Source organism: Kitasatospora sp. NPDC058478 (assembly GCF_042720345.1).
Taxonomy (GTDB): Bacteria; Actinomycetota; Actinomycetes; order Streptomycetales; family Streptomycetaceae; genus Kitasatospora.
The window spans coordinates 1-4,446 of sequence record NZ_JBHXML010000146.1 but is presented as its reverse complement, the minus strand read 5'-3'; the positions used below and the strand labels follow the sequence as shown (position 1 = coordinate 4,446).

At 71.9% G+C, this 4,446-nt stretch carries 1 protein-coding gene; it reads left to right on the top strand.

Translation table 11 applies throughout. The annotated features are described in order from the left end of the window. Window positions 1-768: 768 nt before the first annotated feature. Window positions 769-4,401: a beta strand repeat-containing protein gene (locus ACFWPT_RS40650; RefSeq protein ID WP_380488072.1), complete on the top strand. Its 3,633-nt coding sequence runs from the start codon at window positions 769-771 to the stop codon at window positions 4,399-4,401. The last annotated feature ends 45 nt before the right edge of the window (window positions 4,402-4,446 follow it).

Below are 4,446 nucleotides of genomic sequence, written 5' to 3'. Positions count from 1 at the left end.
CACTGGTCACACTTCCGACGACGAAGCCAAGCCCGCGCCCGCAACTCCCACTACAAACGCCGAGGACACACCCCCCAGATGCGGTTGCAGTACTAGTCCCAATGCCACTGACTTTGCGGTCCTCCGCGCCCCTCCGACCGAGGCATCGCCACAGGTCAGCGGCTCGTGATCGCTGTTAAGTCAGTGGCATTGGGCCTAGTCCGACACGGTCTCTTCGTCCATCGCCGCCGGGCGCGATGCGCCCCGATCATGGCCTGCCTGACCATGACGCCGAGGCGCGGGTGACGGTTCGCCAGTGGGCCCAGCGGTTCGCGCCGGATCAACTCAGCGCAGGGGCAGGCGAGTTCAGATTCCCGCAGGCGTTCGACGGGCTTCGCTCGGACGGCGCCTCTGCGAACCTGCCGGGCCCGGCCGGCCGTTTGCGGGCACCGCTTGCGGGTGAGGCGCCGCGACCTCCGTGATCGCCGCGGCGCCGGCCGCCACCCGACGGCCGTACCTTGACGGTCCGTCCGCTGTTGTCGGCCCGTCCCTGTGAGCCGCCGGGATGACTTCCCCCGCGTGCCGAATCGGCCCGGATGGTGTATACGGCATAGTCGTTTCGTCACCTTATGGCGCATTTATGACGTCATCCACGAGTCCCGTGAACACCCTGGGGAGTCCCCGATGCCTGAAGTCAGACGCCGCTGGGGCTTGGCCCGAGCCTTCGAGGCACCAGGGAGAGCCGCTCCGCATCGGCGCGGCTGGTCCGGAGTTCTCGCGGCCGTGCTGATGCTGGCGCCGACGCCGCTCGTCCCGCTGCTGGCCGCCCCCGCCGCGCACGCGGCTCAGACGTGCCCGGCCGATGCCGGCTACACCGACTGCCTGTCCTTCGCCTACACCGGAAGCGACCAGGACTTCACCGTCCCCACCGGGGTCTCCTCGATCAGGGCGAAGGCCTGGGGTGCGGGTGCGGCCGCCGACGGCGACACCGCCGCAGCCGGCCGCGACCACGCGAACCGGCCGGGCGCCGCCGGCGCCTACGCGACCGCGCTGCTGGAGGTGACGGCCGGACAGCGGCTGACGGTGGTGCCGGGCCAGGGCGGGCGGTCGCGTCCCGACGGCCCGGACTCCCCGGCGGCCCGCAGCGGTGGCGCCTCCACCATCCGGTCGGGCCAGCCGCACACCCCCGCGGACACCCTGCTGGCAGCCGACGGCGGCACGGCCTCGGCCACGAGCGCGGCTGCGAGCGGCGCCGGCACGGCCGGGGCCGGGGCCGGTCCTGAAGACGGGTCGCAAGGCCTCGCCCCTCACGTGACCGAGCGCCAGTACGTCACCGGGGCGGCCTTCGGCGGCTTCGCGCCGTCCATCGCGGGCGTCAACAGCACCGAAACCAGCACCAATACCAGCGCCAACACCAGTGCCGACGCGGCGAAGGACGGCGGCGGCCACAGCGGCGACGGCGGCAACGGCCTCGTCGTACTGGAGTGGAAGGACCCCGTCACCGACGCCACGGCGGCGAAGGCCGACCCGTCAGCGGCTCCCGCGCCCACCGGCCAGAGCAGCGCTCCGGGAGCCCCGTCCCCGGAGGCCGCGCCATCCGCAGCGGCCGGTCCGGCCGGCCCGAGCAACGCGGCCGCCCCGCCGAGCACCGCCCCGGCCGGCCGCCTGCCCCGGGCACCCGGCGACCCCCTGGACTGCACGGGCAACACGATCTACGCCATCCAGCGTGGCTCCTCCACCGCCGCGAACGGCACCCTGCTGGCCCTGGCCGCCGGCAGCGTCGGCGGATCCAGCGTGACCGCGACGACGGTCAGCACGCTCCCCGCCGGGTCGGGCTTCACCAACGCCCTCGGGATCACCGACGGCGGCACCGCCGCCTACGTGGTCGACCAGACCCCGACCGTCGCCGGGTCCGTCAACGTGTACGGCTACAACGCGGCCACCCAGACCTGGACCACCTACACCGGATCCGCCGGCGCCACCACCGACTCCTTCGTCTCCGGCGCGGTGGACCCGGTCAACGGCATCTACTACTACGCCAGCTTCGAGCCCGGCACGGCGACCACGCCCGGCGTGGCCACCCTCTACGGCTTCAACACCACCACCAACACGGCGATCCCCGGCGTGATCGCCACCTTCGACCTGCCCGTCACCGGCGCCTCCGGCCCCAACGGCGACATCACCTTCGACGCGGGCGGCAACCTCTACGTCCTCTCCTCCGTCGGCACCGACGCCGCCATCGGCCGGGTCGCCGGGCCGATCCCCACCACCGGGTCGGCCACCGGCGTACCGCTGACCGACACGGTGCTGAGCACCCTGCCCAACCCGGACAGCAACTCGTTCAACGGGGCGGCCTTCGACAACGCCGGAATGCTCTACATCGAGTTCGCCTCGGGGACCACCACCTTCCTGGAGCAGCTCAACCCGAACACCGGCGTGATCACGGCCGGGCCCACGCCGTACTCCAACAACGCGTTCCTGTCCGTGGACCTCGGCGCCTGCTCCACCAACCCGACCCTGACCCTGCAGAAGAACATCGTCGGCCGGTTCGCCTCGTCGACCACGTCGAACGACCAGTTCAACCTGGCGATCACCGGCGGCGGCATCACCCAGGGCAACACCGCCACCACGACCGGCACCAGCACCGGCATCCAGACACCCCCCGCCGGCCCGGTCATCGCCGTGTCGGGAACCACCTACACGCTGACCGAGACCGCCGCCTCCGGCAGCCTCGCCAACTACACCACCGCCTACGACTGCGTCGACACGGCCAACGGCAACGCCCCGGTCACCTCGGGCACCGGCGCGACCACATTCAACCTGCCGTTCCCACCCACGGTGGAGGGCAAGAACAGCCCGCTGGTGGTCTGCACCTTCACCAACACACCCGTCCCCGCGACGCCCTCGCTCACGATCATGAAGACCGCGTCCCCCACCACGGTCACCGCCGTCGGGCAGGTCGTCGACTACAGCTTCCTCGTGACCAACACCGGCAACGTGACCCTGACCAACATCACCGTGAACGAGACCGCGTTCTCCGGCAGCGGCACCCCGCCCGTGATCACCTGCCCGGCCGGCGCCGCCTCCCTCGCCCCCAATACGTCGGTGACCTGCACCGCCCCCTACACCGTCACGCAGGCCGACATCAACGCAGGCTCGATCACCAACACCGCGACGGCGACGGGCACACCGCCCACCGGCCCGCCGGTGACCTCACCGCCCTCCAACGCAACCGTCACCGCGGCAGCCTCTCCCGCGCTCACGATCATGAAGACCGCGTCCCCCACCACGGTCACGGCCGTCGGGCAGGTCGTCGACTACAGCTTCCTGGTGACCAACACCGGCAACGTCACGCTGACCAACGTGACGGTGAACGAGACCGCGTTCTCCGGCAGCGGTCCGGCGCCCGTGATCACCTGCCCGGCCGGCGCCGCCTCCCTCGCCCCCAATACGTCCGTGACCTGCACCGCCCCCTACACCGTCACACAGGCCGACATCAACGCAGGCTCGATCACCAACACCGCGACGGCCACCGGCACACCGCCCACCGGCCCGCCGGTCACCTCACCGCCCTCCAACGCAACCGTCACCGCGACGTCCAACCCGGCGCTCACCATCATGAAGTCGGTGGATGCGACCGAACTGACCGGCGTCGGCCAGGTGCTGCACTACTCCTTCCTGGTGACCAACACCGGCAACGTCACCCTGACCAACGTCACCGTGAACGAGACCGCGTTCTCCGGCAACGGCACCCCGCCCGCGATCACCTGCCCGGCCGGCGCGGCCTCCCTCGCCCCCAATACGTCCGTGACCTGCACCGCCAGCTACACCGTCACGCAGGCGGATGTCGACAGCGGGAAGGTCACCAACACGGCGACGGCTACGGGCACTCCGCCCACCGGTCCGCCGGTGACCTCCCCGCCGTCCTCGACCAGCGTCCCGAACACCCCGGCCCCGGCGCTCACCGTGGTCAAGTCGGCCTCGCCGACCACGGTTTCGGCCGTCGGGCAGGTCGTCGACTACAGCTTCCTGGTGACCAACACCGGGAGCGCCACGCTGACCGATGTGACGGTGAACGAGACGGCGTTCTCGGGCAGCGGCACCGCGCCCGTGGTGACCTGCCCGGCCGGCGCGGCCTCGCTCGCACCCGGCGCGTCCGTGACCTGCACCGCCAACTACACCGTCACGCAGGCGGATGTCGACAGCGGGAAGGTCACCAACACGGCGACGGCGACGGGCACTCCGCCCACCGGTCCGCCGGTGACCTCCCCGCCGTCCAGCGCGACGGTGACCGCGAAGCCGCCGCACGGCCACCTGCCGAGCACCGGGGCGAACACCCACCTGGCCGGGCTGGCGGGGAGTCTCCTGCTCCTCGGCGGTGGGCTGGCATTGGTGACGCGCCGCCACCGTCGTCGCGGCTAGCAACGGCGGCTGACGGCGGCGGTCCCCGGAGCGTGGGCTCCGGGG

Bases quoted from the DNA above. Each gene is read 5' to 3' on its own strand.
- ACFWPT_RS40650 (WP_380488072.1), top strand. From the start codon at position 769: ATGCTGGCGCCGACGCCGCTCGTCCCGCTGCTGGCCGCCCCCGCCGCG.